The organism is Chryseobacterium sp. AG844, assembly GCF_003182335.1.
GTDB lineage: Bacteria > Bacteroidota > Bacteroidia > Flavobacteriales > Weeksellaceae > Chryseobacterium > Chryseobacterium cupriresistens.
The window spans coordinates 60463-82208 of sequence record NZ_QGTV01000010.1 but is presented as its reverse complement, the minus strand read 5'-3'; the positions used below and the strand labels follow the sequence as shown (position 1 = coordinate 82208).

Below are 21746 nucleotides of genomic sequence, written 5' to 3'. Positions count from 1 at the left end.
ACAAATGAGTGAAAAAATAAAATTTGCAGTCGTTGGCTGCGGGCATATCGGAAAAAGACATGCTGAAATGATCACTAGAAATGAGGAATGTGAACTGGTAGGATTAATTGATATCAAAGATAAATCCGTACTGGGAATTGAAAATTATGAAGTTCCTTTTTTTGCATCTCTGGATGAATTTTTGGCTTCAGGAATTGAGGTGGATGTCATCAACATTGCTTCTCCAAACGGATTCCATTTTGAGCAGTCTTATAAAGTGATAGACGCAGGAAAACACGTGGTGGTAGAAAAACCTATGGCTCTGAAAAAGCAGCATGCCGAAAAACTTATTTTTCAGGCTTTGCATAAGCATAAACAAGTTTTTGCTGTAATGCAAAACAGATATTCACCCCCTTCCGCATGGGTTAAAGAAATGGTAGAAAGCGGAAAGCTTGGGAATATTTATATGGTTCAGCTTAATTGCTACTGGAACCGGGATGACAGATATTATAAGCCAGACTCATGGCACGGAAAGAAAGATCTGGATGGGGGAACATTATTTACTCAATTTTCTCACTTTATCGATATTATGTACTGGCTTTTCGGTGATATTACCAATATTCAGGCAAAATTTGCAGATTTTAATCATGCAGGTCTTACGGATTTTGAAGATTCAGGATTTGTTAGCTTTGATTTTGTAGATGGTGGAATGGGATCATTAAATTATTCTACTTCAGTATGGAATCAGAACCTTGAAAGTTCTATGACTATTATCGCAGAGAATGGATCTGTGAAGATTGGCGGACAATATATGGACAAAGTAGAGGTTTGTAATATAAAAGATTATATAATGCCGGAATTAGCACCAACAAATCCTGGAAATGATTATGGCGCTTATAAAGGATCTGCAGCCAATCATCATTATATCATTGAAAATGTTGTAGATGTCTTGAAAGGAAGAAATACCATTACTACTAATGCTTTGGAAGGATTGAAAGTGGTGGATATTATTGAGAGAATATATGCAACTAAATAATATTGATAATTTAGGCGTTGTTATCTGATATTGTTAATATTTGATTTTAGAAGCTTTCATTCCTCATTTAAATGTTATTATGTCTTTTGCCAAAAAAATACCATGTTTGGAAAATGTTAATAATTAATTTTTAATATTATAGGACATTAAGTAGAACCAGTTACACATGATAAAATTTTTTAATAATTTAAAAACCTTTTTACTTTCTAATATTCCTAGGCAGATTGGACAAGGTATTTTTTGGGCGACGCTAGCGTCTGTGGTTAGTCAGGGAATAATGCTGTGTTCAATGTTTATAACGGCAAGATATTTAGGACTTAAGCAATATGGAGAATTTGCTATGCTTAAATCAACCATCAGTACATTTACATTATTTGCAGGATTAGGGATAGGACTTACAACAACTAAATTTATATCACAATATAAAAATAATGATAAAGTAAAAGCAGGAAAAATTATAGCACTTGCTATAGTTTTTACTTACTTATCAGCAATACTGGTTGTTGCACTTATATGTCTTTTTGCCCCATATATCGCTGCAGAATATTTAAATGCCCCACATTTGGCTGGAGAAATAAGGCTTAGTAGTTTAATAATTTTTCTCTGTGCTTTGAATGGTCTATATAATGGGAGTTTAATTGGATTTGAAGCTTATAAATCAGTAGCTAAAGTCAGTATTATTTCTGCGATTCTCTTCTTCCCTTTACAGCTGATATTATTTAAAGTATATCCAAATTTATATGCTGCATTAATTGGACTGGCAGTATTTTATTTATTCAATTTTCTGGTTGGGCACTTCGAAGTTAAAAAGAAAATAAAAGAATTTGGAATTAAGGTTGATTATTTTAACTGTCTTGATCAGCTTCCAATTCTATATAAATTTACTCTACCTGCATTTTTATCGGGTATAATGATTACCCCTGTCTTATGGGTTTGTAATATGTTAATAGTTCATCAAATAAATGGATATAAAGAACTTGCAATTTTTGATGCAGCCAATCAGTATAGAACAGCAATTTTATTTTTGCCAGGAGTTTTTTCTCAGATAGCAATACCTATGTTTTCTAAAAATAATAAAAGTTCTACATTTCATAAAATTCTGAAAATGAATGTTTCAATAGTTGCAGTAGTAACAATGACTGTAGCTTTATTAGTATTCTTTCTCTCTGAATTTCTTATGAATTTTTATGGAAAAGGTTTTATAGGAGGGAGTAATGTGTTGATTATTTTGTCAATTTCAGCTATTCTAAGCTCTATAAACAGTGTTTTTGGCCAGGCAATAGTAGGCAAAGGCTTAATGTGGTCAGGGTTTTTTATGAATTTTATTTGGGCATTTGCGTTATTAGGTTTTGCTTATTATTATAACTTATCCAGTGAAGGAGCAATGGGATTTGCAAAAGCTTATTTATTTTCTTATGCTATTCATTCTGTTATTCAGCTTCTGTTTTTTAGATATCACCTTCGTCAAAAATCTTAATTTATTATGAAAAAGAAAAAAAGAATACATTTGGTTTTTTTGAATACTAATCTAAATTTTGATGGGAGGGTTTTTTCATTAATAAACACATTGTCATCTGCATATAATAAGGATGAAATTGTTGTATATAATTATGACGTAAATGTAAGTGAAACAATCAAATTACCAACTAATACAAGAATCATATTTTTTAAATCATTTTTTGAAAAATTTAATCAATTTAAAATATTTAGGGCTTTAAGATTGGTAGAATATAGTATCAGTTCTTTTTTTAAGCTGTTATATTACAGACCCCAATCAATTCAATTGCATCATGAAGTTACCTTGATAGCTCCATTGTTTTACAAGCTTTTTGTTAGAAAGGTTAAAGTTGTTTATGATGACAAGGAATTTTATCATTACAAAAATAAAAATATTTCTCCATTTTTTTATTTTATTGAAAAATCTATAATCCGATGGAGTGAATTACTGATCATTACAAATGAGTATAGAAGAAAAGCTCTTTTCAAATTGAATAAGAATGGAATAAAAAAGCATATTATAGTTGATAATTATGAATTCAAAAATCAGTTTTCTAGAAAAATTAACAATGATTTGCTAAACGAATTGAATTTAGTAAAAAACGATAATAAAAAGATTTTATTACATCAAGGTGTAATTAGTAAGGAAAGAGGAGCAAAAAAATTATTTGATGTTATAGAAACGCTTCCTTCTGATTGGAAATTATGTTTTATTGGTGTTTCACAAAATGATTATGAAAAGTTTGTATCAGAACTAGAAGAGGAACAAAAAGGTAAAGTCAAAAATTTTGGATACATTGATTATAATGAATTAAGTGATTTTTATAATTATGTAGATGGAGCGGTTTTATTTTATGATTCCTTTAATTTCAATAATAAGTATTGCGCCCCTAACCGTCTTTATTCAGCAGCGAATAACGGTGTGCCAATTATTGTTAATGAAGATAATTTTACGTTAAGTACATTTGTAAGAAAATTTAAAAATGGCGTATGTTTTTCAGGTATTAATGACTTAAAGATGTTTTTCAGTAATTACTCTAATTTCAAAAAAAATGCTGAAATTATGAAGAATAATTATGAGCATAAAGAAATGATTCCTGAATTATATAAATTTTATAAAAATGATGTATTACCTATTTCCTATTTTGTTTGGCTTTTTTTACAGCTTCAATAGGAAACGTTTTAAAATAGATGATAAAATAAAAAACATTATAGAGAAATTTTGTATCTATTTCTCTGTTATTATTTTTTGTGGTGGCTATATGACAGGTAGTGACTGGGTAAGTTATGAAATAATCTATAACGACTTTAATATTGAGGCTTTTAGCAAAATAGATAAAGAACCTGCTTTCTATCTTTTAATTCTTTTATTTAAATTCTTAGGATTTTCTTTTTTCTTTTTCCTGATCATCATGAAAATTTTAGTTTTTTTTATAATAGTCAGGTTTTTAAAGAAATATAGTCAGGATCGTTTTTTACTTTCTTTTTCTGTTTTTCTATGCACTAATGCTCTTTTTATATTTGTAGACAACCCGTTAAGGTATATGATAGCCTTAGGAATTGTTGTTTTGGCATTAGATTTTTTAATTAGAAGAAAGTTTGCTTATTTTATAATTCTAGTGCTATTAGCTTCTATGTTTCACATTAGTAGTATAATTGTTATTATTGCTTATTTTTTCAGAATACAAAAACTATCAAATCTTAAAATATTTTTTATATACCTCATTCTTACAATAGCTTGGACTCCAAAAAACATAATCAATATAATTGAGACATTTCCTGCATGGCTTAATTTTCTTATAGGTTCTTATTATAGAAGGTTTATCGAGGAACAAAATAATAGTTATTTTAGCATTGGTTGGTTTTTTACCCATTTCCTTTTTTTATTTATCCTTTTTAATAGAAAAAAAATTATCTCATCATCTTCATTTGGAGTAACCGTTTTTAACATGAGTATACTCTATTTCTTTTTAGTAGCTACAGTGGGATTAATTCCAACTTTCTTTAGAGTTCCTATATATTTTGCGGCCTTTTTATATCTCGCATTAGCCGTAAGTTTAGATGATCTGTTTGCAAAAAATATTCTAATAAAGCTGTTTTTCGTATTATATATGATATTAGCAAATGTTAAAAATATCTATTCAACTTATGTTTATATTCCTTATTCAAGCTATTTTATCCATCTCTTTAAAATAGATTTGCCGTATGAGTATAGAATACAATATAATAAGAACGAATATTTTAAAAGAACAGGTGAAGCTCCTCCGGAATATATTCCAAGTGAATAAAATAATTTTTTTGAAATGATATTATTTTGTAATTAGACTTACAGATATCAAAAATATTATTTAAATATGCAAAAAATATATTAGTTAGAATTTGTAGAAAAAGCTGATTAATAAAAAATAAAATGATTTAAAAAATAAAACAAATGTGTGGAATTTTTGGTGTCGTATCGAACACCAGCATTAATAAACAAAAGTTTCAAACTCTGGTAAAACATTCCGAACAAAGAGGAGTAGATTCCAGTGGTTTGATTTATTATCAAGATAACCAATATAAGGTAAACAGAGCTGATTATAGCATTGAAAAATTACTGAATAAGGTAAAACCATATAATAACAATATTGTTTTAGGACATAGTAGGTTGATTACTAATGGACTGGGGGATAATCAGCCAGTAATTAGAGGAAATATATGTGCAATACATAATGGGATTATAGTAAACGAAGATGAAGTCTGGAGCAAATTATCCGTTAGCAGACAATTAAAAATTGACTCTGAAGCTATTGTAGCTATTGCAGAAGAATTTCTTACCAATAAAGAAAATAAAATAGAAGATCTACCTAAAGAGATTCTTTCTTTATGCCAAGGAGTTATTGCCTGTGCTCTTGCTCTGCCGGAAAAAGGAAAACTTCTTCTGTTCTCTAATAATGGCAGTTTGTATATAGGATATAATGAGGACAAAACTTATTTTGCATCAGAAAGCTATGGGCTTAGAATCATAGGATGTGAAAATATTACACAGATCAAAGAAGAACCTTTGATTCTAGATATTCCAGTCTCAAAAGAAAACCTGTCAGTTAAGGATGAAAAGAGCCGAGTGGAAGATTTAATTCCTGAGTTTAAATTTAATACTATTGAAGAAAATCTACTTGAATATAAAAAACTGAGCATCAAAAGATGTACCAGATGTGTTCTTCCGGAGACGATGCCTTTCATAAAATTTGATGAAGCAGGGGTATGTAATTATTGTAAAAGTTATAAACCAAGAAATAACCCAAAACCGAAAGAAGAATTATTTAAACTGGTTGAACCTTACAGAAGGAAAGGAAAAGAATTAGATTGTATTGTTCCTTTTTCAGGAGGTAGAGATAGTTGCTATGGACTGCACCTTATTGTAAAAGAGCTTGAAATGAAACCTGTTACCTATACCTATGATTGGGGAATGGTTACAGATCTCGGTAGAAGAAATATCAGTCGTATGTGTGCTGATCTTGGAGTGGAAAACATTATTGTTGCCGCAGATATTTCATTGAAAAGAAAGAATATCAGAATGAACCTTGAAGCATGGCTGAAATCGCCCCATTTAGGAATGATGGCAATGCTTACTGCAGGAGATAAACATTTCTTCAGACATGTGGAAGATATCAAAAAGCAAACAGGGATCAACCTTAATCTTTGGGGTGTAAATCCATTGGAAGTAACTCACTTTAAAACAGGATTTTTAGATATTGAACCTGATTTTGAAGAAAAAAGAGTATACAGTCATGGTGCTATGAAACAGCTGAGATATCATTCTAAAAGATTCAGAGCAATGATGCAGAGTCCTGGGTATTTCAATAGTTCACTTTGGGATACTTTGTCTGGAGAATATTATCGCAGTTTCACAGAAAAGCAGGATTACTATCATATCTTTGATTATTGGAGATGGGATGAAGAGCAGGTTGATAATACTCTTTTAAACGACTATAATTGGGAAAAAGCGATCGATACTACTACGACCTGGAGAATTGGTGATGGTACAGCCGCTTTTTATAATTATGTATATTATACTGTTGCTGGGTTTACAGAACATGATACATTCAGAAGTAATCAAATTAGAGAAGGACAAATAACAAGGGAGAAGGCCTTAGAACTTATTGAAATAGAAAATGCTCCGCGTTATCAGAATATCAGATGGTATCTGGATACTTTAGGACTCGATTTTGAAAGAGTAATTAAAATTGTGAATAAAATTCCGAAGTTGTATACTGAACAATAATTTCAAGTCCAAAGATCAGTAAATGAATAAAAAATACGAATTTCACATATGTCATCTGACAAGTGTTCATCCACGGAATGATTCCAGAATATTTCATAAGATGTGCAAAAGTCTGGCATCCGATGATATCAAGGTATCATTGGTAGTTGCTGATGGTAAAGGTAATGAGGTGATAGACAATGTGGAAATTATAGATGTAGGTGCACCTGATGGCAGATTAAAAAGAATTACGAAAACTACAACCAAAATTTTTAATAAAGCTAACGAACTCAACGCAGATGTATTTCATCTTCATGACCCTGAGTTGCTTTTAATAGCAAAAAAACTAAAAAAGCTCAATAAAAAAGTAATCTTTGATTCTCATGAAGATACTGTAAACACTATTTTAGTTTCGCCCTATTTAAAATCCCCTTTTTCGAATATAATTTCTCTATTATATGAGAATTTTGAACGTTATATCTGTAAAAAAATAGACGGAGTGATTGGTGCAACACCTCATATTGAAAGTTATTTTAAAAAATTTGCCAGACAAACTGAAAATATCAATAACTATCCTATCTTATCTGGTAAGAAACAGGAGAGTATTTCCTGGGATGAAAAAAAGAATGAAGTTTGTTATGTTGGATCTATTGATGATACGAGAGGAATCAAAGATTTGATGAATTCATTAGAGCTCACCAAATCAAAAGCCAAACTGAATCTGGCAGGAATGTACTCTTCTCCTGCTCTGGAAAAAGAGATAAAGGAACATAAAGACTATCATCTGGTTAATGATTTTGGATATGTAAATTCTGAAGAAGTAGATGATATTTATAACCGTTCGTTAGTAGGTGTAGTTACTTTGCATCCCATTCCAACATTTCTAGTGAGTTTGCCGATAAAGATGTTTGAATATATGGTTGCAGGAATTCCGTTTATTGCCTCAGATTTTCCTTACTGGAGAAGTTTATTGAAAGGGAGTGATTGTTGTATTTTTGTAAACCCTCAAAAGCCTCAGGAAATAGCCGATGCTATCGATTATTTTATTCTTAACAAAGAAAGGGCTAAACAAATGGGTGAAGTGGGACAAAAGCTAGTTTATGAAAATTTTTCATGGGAAAGCCAGTCTGAAAAATTATTAACGTTTTATCAAAAACTTTTATCAAACTAACATGTGCGGAATAACAGGAGCAATAGAGTTTAAAAGATCACAAAACCTCAATTTTGAAGAAGGAAGTGATTTGCATAATTATATACGAAGAAGAGGACCAGATTACTATGGAGTTGAAAAAACAGAATATGAGAATTGGTCAGTAACTTTAGCCCACTCAAGACTTGCCATTATAGATCTTTCAGGAGCATCCAACCAGCCTATGATTTCTGATGATGAAAGGTATACTATCACTTTTAATGGTGAAATATATAATTATCAGGAAATCCGTGAAGAATTGATAACTAATGGTTTTACATTCAGAACCACAGGAGATACTGAGGTGCTTTTGAGATCCTGGGAATGCTGGGGCGAAGCTTGTCTGAATAAACTGAACGGAATGTTTGTTTTTGGTATATTTGATAAGATTAAAGGTGAGTTCTATCTGGTAAGAGACAGATTTGGCGTTAAACCATTAATATATACTTTTTTTAATGATCAGCTATTGTTCTCCTCTTCCATAGCCTCTGTAGCAAAACAAATAAATCCGGAAATAGATCTGGAATATTGTTCCAGTGGGATAAGATTCGGTTTTTTCGAAGGATATGAAGACAGAACTCCTTTCAAAAATGTAAAATATCTTTTGCCAGGATCATTGATGAAATGTACGCTGGATGAAAAACTGAAAATAGAAACCAAAACATGGTATTCTCTGGAAGAACAGGTTGCCAAAAAAAGAAAGGAATTGGAGTCATTAAGCTCGGATGAATTAATTTCCCAAGGGAAAGCCCTGTTGGAAAATTCAACAAAAATACGTCTGAGAAGTGATGTTCCTCTGGCAATCTCTTTAAGTGGTGGAGTAGATTCGTCTTCTATAGCGGCAATTACATCGAAAGGAATAGATCATCTGATGGCTTTCAGTTATGGTGCTCCGGACCATCCCAAATCAGAGGGGCCAATTATTAATAAATTTGCAAAAGACAAAAATATTAATGTTGAATATATTCACCATTCTTATACCGCACAAGAGATGGGAAATATCTATGATCAGACCATGGAGGCACAGGAATCCCCTTTCCTTGGATTAAGTATTATAGCACAGCATGAAGTATACAAGCAGGTAAAAGAAAGAAACATTAAAGTTTTATTAGGTGGCCAGGGAGGTGATGAAATATTCGCAGGATACAGAAAATTCTTCGTAGTGGCACTGAAAAAGGCAATAGAAAAAAAGGAAATTCTGCCGGGTTTGCAATATTTTCACTCATTAGCTCTTATGCTGATATTTGAAACCAAACAAATAAAAACATATTGGAATGAGAAAAACAGATATCTGAAAACAACAGGAAAAGATACATCATTCCTGGATTGCTTACCGGAAATTTCTTTAAATCTCTTTGAAAATACATCTTTATCAAACAGACAGATATCAGATATTCAAAAATATAGTATTCCTTCTCTTTTAAGATATGAAGATAGAAACTCAATGTATTTTTCTATTGAAAGCAGACTACCTTTTATGGACTATAGATTGGTAGAGTTTGCTCTGGCATTGCCGGATTTGCTTAAGATTAAACATGGATATGGAAAGTGGATACTACGTGAAATGATGAAAAAAGACGTACCAGGCTATATTCTTAAAAACCGTTTAAAAAGAGGCTTTGACGTTACCCAGAATTGGGTAAATGATGGTGTGGGAGAAAGAATACAAACAAATATTTTAGAAAATAAAAATAAAGTAAAAGATTTTGTTTCTAATATGAGTAGACTTGAAGATGCTCTTACAATCAGGAATCTTAATAACAGCAATATTTTGAATGAAGCAATTATGCTTGATTTTCTGATAGATCCTATTAAAAAACCAACACTTCAGTGATGAAAATGAATAAAAATATCTGGCTGATTTCCAAATATGCCTCACCGCCACAATACGCAAAAGTTCCCTCACGTTTGTTTTATTTGGCAAGAGAGTTTAAAAGACAGGGAAATAATACCCTCATGATAACTTCAGATTCTAACCATTTCACCCATTGTCCTGAAACTGATAAAATATATAACGATGAAGAGCAGGATGGAGTGGCTATAAGATGGATTAAAACTAAAAAATATATCAAAACCGCATCTATAGACAGAATATTGTCCTGGTTTGATTTTGAAAGAAAGCTTTTCTCAATGAAACTTTCCGGGATGGCAAGGCCTGATGTGGTTATTGTTTCTTCACTTTCTATTTTTACCATTATTTATGGTTATTATCTGAAAAAGAAGTTTGGGAGCTTTTTGGTTTTTGAAATCCGTGATATCTGGCCTTTAACAATGACGGAGGAAGCTGGGTTCTCAAAATGGCATCCTCTTGTTTTACTGATAGGATTTATAGAAAAATTTGGATATAAGAAAGCTGATTTGGTTGCAGGAACAATGCCGAGGCTGGATTTACATGTAGAACAATTATTGGGATATAAAAGACCTTTTCATTGCTCCCCATTAGGATTTGATCCTGATAACTATTCTGAAGACTTTTTAAAAGAAAAGAACCCGTTTTTGGAGGTAATACCATCAGATAAAGTAATTATTGGCTATGCTGGGAGTATGGGAGTTACCAATGCATTGGAGCCTTTTATTGAAACAATAAAAGCCATGAAGGAAGATCGTCATATTCATTTTGTACTTGTTGGGAGCGGTGATCTCAGAGAATCTTACGAAGAACAGTTAAAAGATTGTTCCAATGTTACATTTTTACAAAGAATCCAGCAAACTGAAGTTAAATTTTTCCTCGAAGCTTGTGATATTCTTTATTTGTCTACTAAAGATTCGAAAGTTTGGGATTATGGACAATCTATGAATAAAGTGGTTGAATATATGTTGGCTGCGAAACCTATAATAGCTTCTTATACAGGATATCCTTCCATGATTAATGAGGCGGATTGCGGTAGATTTATCAACAGTACATCTGCGGAAGATATTAAAAGCGCGATTCTATATTATGCCAATATGAGTTCCGAGGAAAGAATGACCATAGGCAATAAAGGGAGACAATGGATTTTTGAAAACAGAACGTATCCGGTACTGGGGAAAAAATACATGGATGCTATTTTATTTCATTCCGTAAAGCAAAAGAAGTAGCTTTGCACTGGCTGAAATAAAAAATAGGCTTTATTTTGAAAATTACTGTTAATAATAGTTTCATTGATAAACTATTCCTGTTATCTGTTATGGTAGGAAATACTGTTGCCATTTCTTTTGCAAAACCATTAGAAATGAATCCCAGGGACTTTTCTATACCGTATCGTATTTTTATTATTGTCTTTTCTGTATTTATCATCTATAGAGAAAGAAAAAATATTAGTTTTAAAAATATTTCACTGGTAAGCCTTATTGGATTTTGGATTTTTTACATTATCAAACTTATCTATTCGTTCAATAATTATTCTTTTGATCAGGAAGTACTACAATCAAAAAATGAAGATATTTTCAGGATTTTATTTATAATACTTGTACCAAGTATTGCATTATTATGTATTAATTACAACAAAGTAAATTTCAAAAGTATTACAAAACTCTGTATCTCAGTTTTATGCGGTCTTCTTGTTTTCAATTACATATATGGCTATATAAACTTAGATCATATTTTTAGTACATATTACATAATGTATGGCCATATTGGAGCCTCATTATTTATTATATCGTTATTTTTACTTTTATTTTGTAAAAAAGACTATAATTCTTATTTTTTATTCTTCTGCCTTTTATTAGGAATCTTTAATGTGATTCAATCTATGGCAAGAAGCCCGTTAATTGCGGTTTTTGTATGTTCTTTTTACCTTATTCTTTTGAAGGAAAACAAAAAATATGTGTTATATGCAGTTATATTGGCCTTGTCATTTATAGCACTGATTTTTCTCCACGAACAATATGGAGATGAACAAATAGCAAGCTTCAATAGAATGTATAAATGGATTGCCCAGGGAGATACATCAAGCAGAGGCCTATTATATAGAGGAGCCATTGAAATTTTTAATTCAAACCCTTTTTTAGGAGGAAGAATATTATTTAAGGATGGAGTTCATCCGCATAATATCTTTTTAGAGCTTTTAATGGCTACCGGCATCCTGGGGTTAATTATTTATTTTCTAAAATTTTTAAAGGTATTCCAAAATGCTTCTATATTCTTGAACATAAAAAAAAGTAATATATACTATAAACTGATTTTTGCTTTATTTTTGCAATATTTTACACTCGTACAGACATCTTGTAATCTTTTTAATATACCGGAATTTTTGTACTTTAGTTCAATAATTATTGGGATTAGTAATACAGCAAAAACAGAAGAAACTGAGTAGAATCTCATGATGTATTATGACGAATGTATCTAACTTTTAAGAATGTATAAAAATTATTTAAAGAGGATTTTCGACTTTGTATTTTCTCTGATGGGAATTACCTTATTGCTTCCGATTTTTCTTATTGTGATGGTAGGATTGTTCCTATCCAATGGTGGAAAACCATTTTTCTTTCAGTTAAGACCTGGGAAGAACGGAAAGGTATTTAAAATTATAAAGTTTAAAACAATGAATGATAAAAAGGATTCCAATGGAAATCTTTTATCAGATGCAGAAAGATTAACCGCAGTGGGTTCATTTGTCCGTAAAACATCTATAGATGAAATTCCTCAACTGATTAATGTTTTGAAAGGAGATATGGCATTAATAGGGCCAAGACCGTTACTGGTACAATATCTGCCGCTTTATAATGATCATCAGGCAAGAAGACATGAAGTAAGACCGGGAATTACCGGCTGGGCACAGATTAACGGTAGAAATGCTATTTCCTGGGAAGAAAAGTTTAATTTAGATGTCTGGTATGTGGATCATGTATCCTTTATCCTGGATCTGAAAATAATATTTCTTACTATAAAGAAAGTTTTTATAAAAGAAGGTATTTCAGCCGATGGACACGTTACCATAGAACCATTTCAAGGAAATTAATTAATAGCTATGTATTTATTTGGAGCAAGCGGACATGGAAAGGTAATTGCAGATATTGCTGCTGCTAATGACATAAAAATTAAGGCATTTATAGATCAGGATGTCACTAAAAAGGAATGCTATGGATCTCCGGTTTTGAATAATTTACCGGATGATAAAGAAAAACTGATTATTTCAATTGGCAACAATCTGATCCGTAAGAAAATCGCAGAACAGATTAATCATAAAATTGGCACTTTAATACATCCCAAAACAATCATTTCAGGTTCTGTGAAAATAGAAGAAGGAACAGTAATCATGGGAGGCGTGGTAATTAATGCAGATACGGCCATTGGAAAACATTGTATCATCAATACCAATGCATCTGTAGATCATGATTGTGTGATTGAAGATTTTGTTCATATTTCTCCCAACTCAGCACTTGCCGGAGGAGTGGAAGTAGGTGAAGGCTCTCAGATTGGAATAGGAGCTTCTGTAATCCAGGGAATCAAAATAGGAAAATGGTGTGTAATTGGTGCCGGTGCAGTCATCATTACCGATGTTCCCGATTACTCAGTTATTGTGGGAAATCCGGGGAGAATTATCAAGAAAAATATTATATAAACAAGTTACTAATCAAAAATATGAATACTAAAATCTGGCTGTCCTCACCGCATATGGGAGGGAATGAACAAAAATACATCAACGAAGCATTTGAAGAAAACTGGGTAGCTCCGTTGGGACCTAATGTTAACGGATTTGAAGGTGATCTGGAGCAGTTTTTAGGTGGAAGCGTAAAAGTGGCTGCGCTGTCTGCAGGTACTGCAGCATTACACCTTGCTCTTATCGAATGCGGAATTGTACATGGCGATGAGGTGATCTGTCAATCCATGACTTTCTCTGCTTCAGCCAATCCAATTGCGTATTGTGGAGCAATTCCTGTTTTTGTTGATAGTGAACCGGTTACATGGAATATGTGCCCTAAAGCGCTGAGAGAAGCCATCGAAGACAGAATCCAAAAAGGAACAAAACCTAAAGCAATCATTGTCGTACATCTGTATGGTATGCCGGCAAAAATGGACGAAATTACTGCCGTTGCTCAGGAATTCCAGATCCCTTTGATAGAAGATGCTGCTGAAGCCCTGGGCTCAACTTATAAAGGACAGGCATGCGGAACATTCGGCCGTTTTGGAATTTTAAGTTTTAACGGAAATAAAATTATTACCACTTCAGGAGGTGGAGCTTTGGTTTGTCATACTCAGGAAGATAAAGATAAAACCGTTTTCCTTTCTACACAGGCCAGAGATAATGCTCCCCACTATCAGCACTCACACATCGGTTTCAACTACAGAATGAGCAATATTGTAGCAGGAATAGGAAGAGGACAGATGGAAGTGCTTAAGGACAGGGTTGCTGCCCGTAGAGCAATGCACAATTTCTATGTTGACCTTTTCCGCAATATTGAAGGGGTAACTGTATTCTCAGAGTCGAATGATGATTTTTATTCCAACCACTGGTTATCCGCAGTGATTGTTGATCCGGAAATGACAGGAAAAAACAGAGAAGGTTTAAGACTTGCATTTTTAGAAGACAATATAGAATCAAGACCGCTTTGGAAACCTATGCATTTACAGCCGGTTTTTGAAACTTCTCCTTATTATGGCGGGAATGTTTCTGAAAAACTTTTTGATAACGGATTATGCCTTCCTTCAGGCTCTAATCTGTCAGAGGATGACAAAGAAAGAATAGCAAAGGTTGTTCATTCTTACTTTGGACTTTAATATTATTTGAATTTAATGAATCAGTATAAATATTGGAAAAAAGTTTTTGATTTTGCCTTAGCGGCAATATTGATCCTTTTTCTTATGCCTGTACTGATTATTTTATTTGTGATTGCAAGTCTGGATACATCTTCCAACGGAATCTTTTTTCAGACCCGGATAGGGCAGTATGGAAAACCTTTTACCATTTTTAAAATTAAAACAATTCATGAACAGAAGAGAACATGCTCAAAAATAGGGCAGACTCTCAGAAAATTTAAGCTCGATGAATTTCCGCAATTGTTTAATATTGTAAAAGGTGATATGAGTTTTGTAGGTCCCAGGCCTGATATTGAAGGATATTACGATAAACTTGTCGGAGAAGACAGGAAAGTTCTGGAACTGAAACCCGGGCTTACCTGTGAAGCAAGTATTAAATACAGAGACGAAGAATACCTTCTGAAAAACCAGGAAGATCCTTTAGCTTACAATGATGAAGTGTTATTTCCGAACAAAGTAAAAATGAATCTGGACTATTTTGAAAAGATGTCTTTCAAAAACGATATAAAGATCTTATTTAAAACATTAATAACCACATTGAAATAGAGTTTTTAACTATTATGAAAATTAAAGAAACCCCGCTTAAAGACTGCTACATCATAGAGCCTACCATATTTGAAGATGAAAGAGGCTACTTCTTTGAAAAGTTTAATGAAAAAAAATTCGAAGAACTTACCGGAATGAACGGGCACTTTGTGCAGGATAATATTTCCAGATCTTCCTACGGAGTATTAAGAGGCCTGCATCTTCAGAAAGGAGAACATGCCCAGGCAAAACTGGTTTCCTGTCTTGAAGGAAGCGTTTGGGATGTGGCTGTAGATCTTAGGGAAGATTCTCCTACATTCGGAAAATGGTTCGGAATAGAACTTACTGCTGAAAACAAATTACAGTTGTATGTGCCGAGAGGTTTCGGACATGGTTTTTCTGTATTAAGTACCCATGCTGTATTTTCGTATAAATGTGATAATTTTTACAATAAAGAGTCAGAAGGCAGTGTAAAATTCAATGATCCTGATCTTAATATTGATTGGAAGGTTGATGAAAAAGATGCCATACTTTCCGAAAAAGATCAGAACGCTCCTGGATTTAAAGAAAAAAACTTTTAAAGCATATTCCTGAAAACCACTTTTATAAAGTGGTTTTTATTTTTTAATCCTAACTCTCCAATATTTTGTATCTTTGCAGACTCAAAATCAAAACGATGCGTACAAAATCTGTAGGGAAGAAGAAAATCAATGTAGTCACTCTTGGATGTTCCAAGAATGTATATGATTCTGAAGTATTAATGAGCCAGCTGAAAGCCAATGGAAAAGAAGTGGTTCATGAAGACCGTGGGGACATTGTGGTCATCAATACCTGCGGATTTATTGACAATGCGAAAGAAGAGTCTATCAATACCATCCTGGATTATGTTGACGCTAAAAACAGAGGCGAGGTGGAAAAAGTATTCGTTACAGGATGTCTGTCTGAAAGATATAAACCGGATCTGATCAAAGAAATCCCGGATGTAGATCAATATTTCGGAACAAGAGATCTTCCGGTACTTTTGAAGCATCTGGGAGCAGATTATAAACATGAACTGGTAGGAGAAAGATTAACAACAACTCCAAAACATTACGCGTACCTTAAAATTTCTGAAGGCTGTGACAGACCATGTTCTTTCTGTGCGATCCCATTGATGAGAGGAGGTCACGTTTCAACGCCAATCGAAAAACTGGTGTTAGAAGCTCAGAAACTGGCTAAAAAAGGAACGAAAGAATTGATTCTTATTGCCCAGGACCTTACGTACTATGGCTTGGATCTTTATAAAAAAAGAGCACTGGGTGATCTTTTAAAAGAATTGGTGAAAGTAGAAGGAGTGGAATGGATTCGTCTTCACTATGCTTTCCCAAGCGGTTTCCCTGAAGATGTTCTTGATATTATCCGCGAAGAACCAAAAATCTGTAATTATATAGATATTCCTCTTCAGCATATCAATTCAGACTTACTGAAATCTATGAAGAGAGGAACTACCCATGAGAAAACAGATGCCCTTTTAGGAAAATTCAGAGAAAAAGTTCCTGATATGGCGATCAGAACAACGCTTATCGTTGGATATCCTGGAGAAACAGAAGAGATATTTCAGGAGCTTAAAGACTGGGTAAGAGAGCAGAAGTTTGACAGATTAGGATGCTTTACCTATTCTCACGAAGAAAACACTACTGCCCATGTTTTGGAAGATAATATTCCACAGGAAGTAAAAGAGGCAAGAGTAGAGGAAATAATGGAACTGCAGTCTCAGATTTCATGGGAAAAGAATCAGGAAAAAATAGGTAAAGTATTCAGATGTATTTTTGACCGTAAAGAAGGAAATTATTTCATCGGAAGAACTGAGTACGATTCACCAGATGTAGATAATACGGTTTTGGTTTCAGCTGAAGATATTTATATTTCAATTGGTGAATTTGCAGACGTGAAAATTACTTCTGCCGAAGAATTTGACCTATACGGAGAATTAGTTTAGCTAAAGGCTTACTAATCAAGTGAAAATAGTATTTCCGAAATCAAATTATTAATGAAAATTAACATAGAATTTTCTCGGTAATATGTTTTTATTTTTCTGATAATCAAATAGTTAGTATTTTTTGTGTAATTAAGAATTTTTAATTTTCTTTTATAATGTATTTAAAATCGAAAATTATGCTTAAATTTGCGCAAGAAGCAATATTTTTAAATCATGTGATTTCAGCAAGTTATCATTAAATAAGCTAAAAGTCAATTGAAATTATTATTGTATTACTTTGGTTTTATTGTAATGTTCACAAGTTGAGATGTACCTTCTCTTTTTGGAAATATTGATGAAAAAAATGTAATTAAAAATCTTTAAAAACTTATGAAAAAAATTTTATTAACAGCAATTATGCTTGTTGGCCTTTCGGCCTTTTCTAAGGCTCAACAGGGGCGAGTGGGGATTAACACAACCACACCTGCCGCGACTCTAGATGTAGTAGCAAATACTACTGATCCTTCTAGACCTGACGCCTTATTGATTCCCCGTTTGACAAGGACTGAGTTAGCAGCTAAAAATGCAGCTTACACAACGGCTCAAAATGGAGCTCTTACATTTGTTAGTACTTTAGATGGTACTGCAGCAGGTAAAACTATAAATGTAACAGCAACTGGTTTTTATTATTATGATGCGCCAAATTCTGTTTGGGTTGCTGTAGGTGGTGCTTCAGCTCCTAATCTTAATATTTATAATTCAGATGGCAGCCTTACAGGAAACAGAACGGTAACTCAGGGAGCAAATATTCTGACATTTACAGGTACATCAATTGAAGCTCTTTTAAAAGTACTCACCCCAAGTGATGCCTTTGGGATTCATCATACTGACGGAACAATTAGTCTGAAATCCTTTATTGGAGCAGGAAAAGCTATGTGGGGTACTACTACTTCACATGATCTAGCCTTTGTAACCAATAATACAAGAAAAGCTATCCTTACCAAGGATGGTGATTTTGGAATTGGTACGGAAACTCCCCAAAAAAAGCTCCATGTAAACGGTGACTTACAAGTAACTAAAGAGTTAAATGTAGGGGGTGATGGTACTACTGCAGGTAGTGCAGGTACTGCAGGGCAAGTATTGACATCTAATGGTGCGGGTGTAGCTCCTACTTGGACAACATTTTCAAGTGGAGCAACTCCAACGTACAGAACCGTTGCAGGATCAGCTAGCATGGCTATTCTCCCATCAGATGTAGGTAATGTGGTTTTATTTGCAGGTGGTATTAACGGGAGTATCTTATTGCCAACTCCTGATGCAAGTATGATTGGTAAAAAGTTGACCCTAATATCTACAGATATCCTAAGTCATAATTTAACCAACTTAAATGCTAATTATAAAACTGTTACTTATTCTTCTATGCAGCAGAGTGGTTCTGAGTTTATTACAGATGGTACTAACTGGTATTCTTTAGGAGGTCAATAATCAATTACAATAACTTATTAAATTATTTTACTGATGAAAAATTTTAAATATTTCGCTGTAGCTTTGATTATTTCTTCAATTGGAGGTACTGCTTCAGCACAAATTAAAGGAAATCAAACATTTGCTGATGGAAGTATTCCCGCTTCTTCAGCGTTCTTAGATGCTTCCTTAACTGCTTCTGTTAATAATGCAAGCTTAGGTAAAGGGCTTATATTCCCAAGAGCAGACATTACTCAACTAGCTTTGGCTAATCAAGGTACATTATATAATGCCGGAAATAACCCTAACAGGTTTGATGGTATGATCGTATATAATACTGCAACTACTGGTTCACCTGCTACTGGTACACTTTCAGAACCTCTTTTTGCAGGATTTTGGTATTATGACAATAAAACTGCAAGTCCTACGACTGGGACTTGGAGACCTGTCACAGGTGCTGGTGGTAAAGAAAATATTTTGCAAACAGAAACTGTTACAACTAGATCAGTGGAAAGTAAGCAAGTTTTTGCTAAAAAAGGGACATTTACTGCTAGTGGATCTTCTACTGCGCCTACATCTTACACACCAGGACCTATAATTATTCCGGCAAGCTCTACAGCTTCTGTATATAAAGTGACTATTTATAAGGCAGGAACAGGTAGCGTTTATGATAACAATGTATATTCTTATGATATTGCAACGGGAAATCTTATTACAGGATCTCCTAGTATGTCTGTAGTATATCCTGCAGGAAACTATGATTACATTGTAGAGTATATTAAATAAATTGATTCTTAATTCAATTATAAGAAACCAATGAGCAATCATTGGTTTTTTACTTTTAAGAGACTTGCGTTCATTTATGTTTTGGGATAATGAATCATTCTAATTCATCCTTTTGAACGACTGAAATTAAATATTTGTTGAATAATTGGTTAGTCTATCAGTTTTAACAAAATAAAAAGGTGTTAAAAATTAGTTCAGGAATAGATCTTTATAGGGTTGAGGGTCTTCTATCAGACTTTTTTTTGAAATCTGATTTTAAGATATTTATTTTTTATGATTGGTTTTTCTAATCAGTTCTTAACATTGTTGTTTTTTTAACATGTTGATTTTCAGTTTATTTTTAAATCTTGAATTTTAAATTATGCACAAATTAGTTAATTATGTTAACTTTTTACGTGTTTTTTTAACAATTTTTAACACTCCGCTCTAAAACCCCTGTTCATAGGAGGTTACAGCGGTGTTTAACATTTGATTAATCTTTTGTTAACAGTTTTTAACATGTTGAATAGGGTTTTCTAAAGATTCCTGATACTTTTGCTCCGTCAAAACCAATAAAAGTTCAAAATGATGAAAAGATTCATTCTCGTAATCATAATGATGATTTCAACCCTGGGTATTTATTCTTTTACAAATAATGCCTTAGATGCGAAAAAAACAAGTTATGCATCGTACTACCACGATAGATTTAACGGTAGAAAAACCGCCAGCGGAGAAATTTTTGATAATTCAAAGTTTACTGCAGCAAACAGAACGCTTCCATTTGGAACAAACGTTAAGGTAACCAACCTTAGAAATGGTAAAGAGGTAATAGTGAGAATTAATGACAGGGGGCCTTACCATTCATCAAGATCTTTAGATATGTCTAAAGCTGCGTTCGATGAGATTGGAGATATCAGTCATGGTACTATTCCTGTCGAATATGAAATTGTCGATTAATTTTATGATTTAAATTAAAAAAAAGCCAGCTGATCAGCTGGCTTTTTGTATGGATAAATATAGCATTGATTATACATCCAATTCCAATAAAGCAGGACAATGGTCAGAATGTACTGCTTCCTTTAAAATGACAGCTCTGCTGAGCTTATCCTTTAAGCTATACGAAGTGAAGTTATAATCTAACCTCCAGCCTTTATTTCTTTCCCTTGAGTTTTGCCGGTAGCTCCACCAGGTATAATTGTCAGGTTCATTGTTAAAGAACCTGAAACTGTCAATAAGTTCGCATTCATTGATAAAATTGGTCATCCATTCCCTTTCCATAGGAAGAAACCCTGAAACATTCTTTAAACCGACAGGATTGTGAATATCGATAGCCTCGTGGCAGATATTAAAGTCTCCGGAGATAATAAGATTAGGAATTTCTTTTTTTAAATTTTTAATATACCCAAGAAAGTCATGGCAGAACTGCATTTTAAAATCTAACCTCTCAATATTAGATGCAGAAGGAACATATACCGAAATCGCGGAAAATCCGTCAAAATCTGCACGGATGATTCTTCCTTCATTATCATAGCTTTCGATACCACAACCATACTCTACATGGTTGGGTTTTATTTTTGAGGCAATTCCGACCCCGCTGTAGCCTTTTCTTACCGCTGAGTGCCAATAACTGTGATATCCCAATTTTTCAAGGCTTTCGATGTCTATCTGATCGTTTCCGGCCTTACTCTCCTGAATACAGATGATATCCGGATCGGCAGTCTTCAGCCAGCCCAGAAAATCTTTCGTAAAAGCCGCCCTGATTCCATTGACATTGTAGGTGATTAATCTCATAAACAAAATAAATTTTTTTCAAATGTAGGGAAATAAAAAAAGCCGGTTCTGAATTTCAAATCCGACTTTTATATATTGAGTAAGTGATTTTAATTTTTAAAAACTGTTTTACCGTCTTGTGTCAGTTCTATTTCCTCGCCTTTTCCTCTCAGTTCATAATGGTCATTCTTGTACCATATTCCTGATGCAGGTTTTTGTCCCTGAAGCTCAATGGTTTCATTGTTGAATACTATAGTAGCCGTATTTTTGGTATTGTTGAAAGTCATATCCAGGGTTTTCCCGTTCTTGTCTTTCGAAGTACTTTTTACAATTTCATCCTGAGTACCTGAAACAGCTGCTGAATCAGATGGCTTGGATGCAATACTGTCTACAGAAGCGGGAGTGGAATCTGTTGTTGTCTTTTCTTTATTACATGAGGTTAAAAATAATGCTGAGAATGCTGCTGCAATAAAAATGTGTTTTTTCATAAATAGATATTTAAGGTTGTCTGTTGATATGCAAAATAAGTGCCTTAAAAAAGAGGCGGAAAAAATCGCAAGATTTTTTCCGCCTTTAAACCCA

Annotated in this window: 20 protein-coding genes; 18 read left to right on the top strand and 2 right to left on the bottom strand. The window is 33.2% G+C overall.

Features of this window, described 5'->3' with window-relative positions; all coding sequences use genetic code 11:
• The first annotated feature begins 4 nt into the window (after positions 1–4).
• The 18 genes from DEU40_RS11870 to DEU40_RS11785 all read left to right on the top strand — a co-directional run bounded on the left by DEU40_RS11870 (position 5) and on the right by DEU40_RS11785 (position 20351).
• Complete coding sequence (locus tag DEU40_RS11870) at positions 5–1015, top strand: Gfo/Idh/MocA family protein (protein WP_110010027.1); 1011 nt, start codon at positions 5–7, stop codon at positions 1013–1015.
• A gap of 166 nt (positions 1016–1181) precedes the next feature.
• Entirely contained in the window at positions 1182–2492 is a 1311-nt protein-coding gene (locus DEU40_RS11865; protein ID WP_110010026.1) for an oligosaccharide flippase family protein, read from the top strand.
• 6 nt (positions 2493–2498) lie between these two features.
• Entirely contained in the window at positions 2499–3686 is a 1188-nt protein-coding gene (locus tag DEU40_RS11860) for a glycosyltransferase (protein WP_110010025.1), read from the top strand.
• Positions 3634–4800, top strand: coding sequence for an EpsG family protein (locus DEU40_RS11855; RefSeq protein WP_110010024.1), 1167 nt, complete (start codon positions 3634–3636; stop codon positions 4798–4800). Before DEU40_RS11860 ends, DEU40_RS11855 begins: the two co-directional genes overlap by 53 nt.
• Before the next feature lie 143 nt (positions 4801–4943).
• On the top strand, positions 4944–6776 hold the full coding sequence (locus DEU40_RS11850; RefSeq protein WP_110010023.1) for a glucosamine 6-phosphate synthetase: 1833 nt from the start codon (positions 4944–4946) through the stop codon (positions 6774–6776).
• Between the two features lie 100 nt (positions 6777–6876).
• Positions 6877–7926 (top strand): glycosyltransferase, encoded by a 1050-nt coding sequence (locus DEU40_RS11845; protein ID WP_171006292.1) that lies wholly within the window; start codon positions 6877–6879, stop codon positions 7924–7926.
• 1 nt (position 7927) lies between these two features.
• Positions 7928–9778: an asparagine synthase (glutamine-hydrolyzing) gene (asnB, locus tag DEU40_RS11840; RefSeq protein ID WP_110010021.1), complete on the top strand. Its 1851-nt coding sequence runs from the start codon at positions 7928–7930 to the stop codon at positions 9776–9778.
• On the top strand, positions 9778–11022 hold the full coding sequence (locus DEU40_RS11835) for a glycosyltransferase family 4 protein (protein ID WP_110010020.1): 1245 nt from the start codon (positions 9778–9780) through the stop codon (positions 11020–11022). The genes asnB and DEU40_RS11835 overlap by 1 nt, the downstream gene beginning before the upstream one ends.
• A 35-nt stretch (positions 11023–11057) precedes the next feature.
• Entirely contained in the window at positions 11058–12239 is a 1182-nt protein-coding gene (locus DEU40_RS11830) for an O-antigen ligase family protein (protein ID WP_110010019.1), read from the top strand.
• Positions 12240–12281: 42 nt separating this feature from the next.
• A complete protein-coding gene (locus tag DEU40_RS11825; RefSeq protein ID WP_110010018.1) occupies positions 12282–12884 on the top strand; it encodes a sugar transferase in 603 nt (200 codons plus the stop codon).
• A gap of 9 nt (positions 12885–12893) precedes the next feature.
• Positions 12894–13487, top strand: a complete 594-nt coding sequence (locus DEU40_RS11820; RefSeq protein ID WP_110010017.1) for an acetyltransferase — start codon at positions 12894–12896, stop codon at positions 13485–13487.
• A gap of 20 nt (positions 13488–13507) precedes the next feature.
• A complete protein-coding gene (locus tag DEU40_RS11815; protein WP_110010016.1) occupies positions 13508–14644 on the top strand; it encodes a DegT/DnrJ/EryC1/StrS family aminotransferase in 1137 nt (378 codons plus the stop codon).
• Between the two features lie 15 nt (positions 14645–14659).
• Complete coding sequence (locus DEU40_RS11810) at positions 14660–15229, top strand: sugar transferase (RefSeq protein ID WP_110010015.1); 570 nt, start codon at positions 14660–14662, stop codon at positions 15227–15229.
• 14 nt (positions 15230–15243) lie between these two features.
• Entirely contained in the window at positions 15244–15789 is a 546-nt protein-coding gene (rfbC, locus tag DEU40_RS11805) for a dTDP-4-dehydrorhamnose 3,5-epimerase (RefSeq protein WP_110010014.1), read from the top strand.
• Positions 15790–15884: 95 nt separating this feature from the next.
• Positions 15885–17186 (top strand): 30S ribosomal protein S12 methylthiotransferase RimO, encoded by a 1302-nt coding sequence (gene rimO, locus DEU40_RS11800; protein WP_110010013.1) that lies wholly within the window; start codon positions 15885–15887, stop codon positions 17184–17186.
• 369 nt (positions 17187–17555) lie between these two features.
• Positions 17556–18650 carry a hypothetical protein gene (locus DEU40_RS11795; protein WP_110010012.1) on the top strand — a complete coding sequence of 365 codons (1095 nt, stop codon included), beginning with the start codon at positions 17556–17558 and terminating at the stop codon, positions 18648–18650.
• Positions 18651–18683: 33 nt separating this feature from the next.
• Positions 18684–19415 carry a hypothetical protein gene (locus DEU40_RS11790; RefSeq protein ID WP_110010011.1) on the top strand — a complete coding sequence of 244 codons (732 nt, stop codon included), beginning with the start codon at positions 18684–18686 and terminating at the stop codon, positions 19413–19415.
• Between the two features lie 564 nt (positions 19416–19979).
• Positions 19980–20351: a septal ring lytic transglycosylase RlpA family protein gene (locus tag DEU40_RS11785; RefSeq protein WP_110010010.1), complete on the top strand. Its 372-nt coding sequence runs from the start codon at positions 19980–19982 to the stop codon at positions 20349–20351.
• Between the two features lie 69 nt (positions 20352–20420).
• Here DEU40_RS11785 and DEU40_RS11780 read toward each other — a convergent pair whose 3' ends face one another.
• Both DEU40_RS11780 and DEU40_RS11775 read right to left on the bottom strand, forming a co-directional pair.
• The gene (locus tag DEU40_RS11780) at positions 20421–21185 is read right to left on the bottom strand and encodes an exodeoxyribonuclease III (RefSeq protein WP_110010009.1); all 765 of its coding nucleotides are present in this window, start codon (positions 21183–21185) and stop codon (positions 20421–20423) included.
• An 89-nt stretch (positions 21186–21274) separates the two neighbouring features.
• Entirely contained in the window at positions 21275–21652 is a 378-nt protein-coding gene (locus DEU40_RS11775; RefSeq protein ID WP_110010008.1) for an MliC family protein, read from the bottom strand.
• Positions 21653–21746: the final 94 nt, after the last annotated feature.

What these genes read in the sequence shown, in the direction of transcription:
- DEU40_RS11855 (WP_110010024.1), top strand. Translation starts at nt 3,634, where the DNA reads ATGATGTATTACCTATTTCCTATTTTGTTTGGCTTTTTTTACAGCTTC.
- DEU40_RS11815 (WP_110010016.1), top strand. Translation starts at nt 13,508, where the DNA reads ATGAATACTAAAATCTGGCTGTCCTCACCGCATATGGGAGGGAATGAA.
- DEU40_RS11785 (WP_110010010.1), top strand. Translation starts at nt 19,980, where the DNA reads ATGATGAAAAGATTCATTCTCGTAATCATAATGATGATTTCAACCCTG.
- DEU40_RS11810 (WP_110010015.1), top strand. Translation starts at nt 14,660, where the DNA reads ATGAATCAGTATAAATATTGGAAAAAAGTTTTTGATTTTGCCTTAGCG.
- DEU40_RS11845 (WP_171006292.1), top strand. Translation starts at nt 6,877, where the DNA reads ATGTGCAAAAGTCTGGCATCCGATGATATCAAGGTATCATTGGTAGTT.
- DEU40_RS11790 (WP_110010011.1), top strand. Translation starts at nt 18,684, where the DNA reads ATGAAAAATTTTAAATATTTCGCTGTAGCTTTGATTATTTCTTCAATT.
- DEU40_RS11795 (WP_110010012.1), top strand. Translation starts at nt 17,556, where the DNA reads ATGAAAAAAATTTTATTAACAGCAATTATGCTTGTTGGCCTTTCGGCC.
- DEU40_RS11820 (WP_110010017.1), top strand. Translation starts at nt 12,894, where the DNA reads ATGTATTTATTTGGAGCAAGCGGACATGGAAAGGTAATTGCAGATATT.
- asnB (WP_110010021.1), top strand. Translation starts at nt 7,928, where the DNA reads ATGTGCGGAATAACAGGAGCAATAGAGTTTAAAAGATCACAAAACCTC.
- rfbC (WP_110010014.1), top strand. Translation starts at nt 15,244, where the DNA reads ATGAAAATTAAAGAAACCCCGCTTAAAGACTGCTACATCATAGAGCCT.
- DEU40_RS11860 (WP_110010025.1), top strand. Translation starts at nt 2,499, where the DNA reads ATGAAAAAGAAAAAAAGAATACATTTGGTTTTTTTGAATACTAATCTA.
- DEU40_RS11780 (WP_110010009.1), bottom strand. Translation starts at nt 21,185, where the DNA reads ATGAGATTAATCACCTACAATGTCAATGGAATCAGGGCGGCTTTTACG.
- rimO (WP_110010013.1), top strand. Translation starts at nt 15,885, where the DNA reads ATGCGTACAAAATCTGTAGGGAAGAAGAAAATCAATGTAGTCACTCTT.
- DEU40_RS11835 (WP_110010020.1), top strand. Translation starts at nt 9,778, where the DNA reads ATGAAAATGAATAAAAATATCTGGCTGATTTCCAAATATGCCTCACCG.
- DEU40_RS11850 (WP_110010023.1), top strand. Translation starts at nt 4,944, where the DNA reads ATGTGTGGAATTTTTGGTGTCGTATCGAACACCAGCATTAATAAACAA.
- DEU40_RS11825 (WP_110010018.1), top strand. Translation starts at nt 12,282, where the DNA reads ATGTATAAAAATTATTTAAAGAGGATTTTCGACTTTGTATTTTCTCTG.
- DEU40_RS11870 (WP_110010027.1), top strand. Translation starts at nt 5, where the DNA reads ATGAGTGAAAAAATAAAATTTGCAGTCGTTGGCTGCGGGCATATCGGA.
- DEU40_RS11865 (WP_110010026.1), top strand. Translation starts at nt 1,182, where the DNA reads ATGATAAAATTTTTTAATAATTTAAAAACCTTTTTACTTTCTAATATT.
- DEU40_RS11775 (WP_110010008.1), bottom strand. Translation starts at nt 21,652, where the DNA reads ATGAAAAAACACATTTTTATTGCAGCAGCATTCTCAGCATTATTTTTA.